The following is a 473-nucleotide window of genomic DNA, read 5'->3' on the forward strand; positions in this document are numbered from 1 at the left end:
GGATTAATTTAAAGTTTTCAGATTTCGGCTGAATATCTTTGATAAGGTTATTTTCTTCCATTTTTAATGTTTTTTCAACGAGTTTTTAATAACCGTAGTTAAAAAATCAATCGCTACGGAATTCTGTCTCATATTAGGGATAATAAGATCGGCCTCATTTTTAGAAGGCTCTATAAATTCCTGGTGCATTGGTTTCAAAGTGGTCTGATAGCGGTGTAATACCTCGCTCAGATCTCTTCCTCTTTCCTGGGTGTCTCTTCTGATCCTCCTGATCAGCCTTTCATCTGAATCTGCATGCACAAACACTTTCAGGTCAAACTCTTTCAACAGTTCTTTATTGGTTAAAACCAAAATTCCCTCTACGACCAATACATTCTTAGGTTCTACAGTGACATGATCTCCTGTTCTGGAATGGGTTACAAAGCTGTAAATCGGCTGTTCAATCGGCTCATTATTCTTTAAAGCTTTAACAT

The 473-nt window shown here is 36.8% G+C and carries 1 protein-coding gene; it reads right to left on the minus strand.

Features of this window, described 5'->3' with window-relative positions; translation table 11 throughout:
• Positions 1-63: 63 nt before the first annotated feature.
• A partial coding sequence (locus BBI01_RS11575) for a nucleoside/nucleotide kinase family protein (protein WP_065394848.1) occupies positions 64-473 on the minus strand: 410 nt, incomplete at its 5' end.

The organism is Chryseobacterium artocarpi (assembly GCF_001684975.1).
Classification (GTDB): Bacteria; Bacteroidota; Bacteroidia; order Flavobacteriales; family Weeksellaceae; genus Chryseobacterium; species Chryseobacterium artocarpi.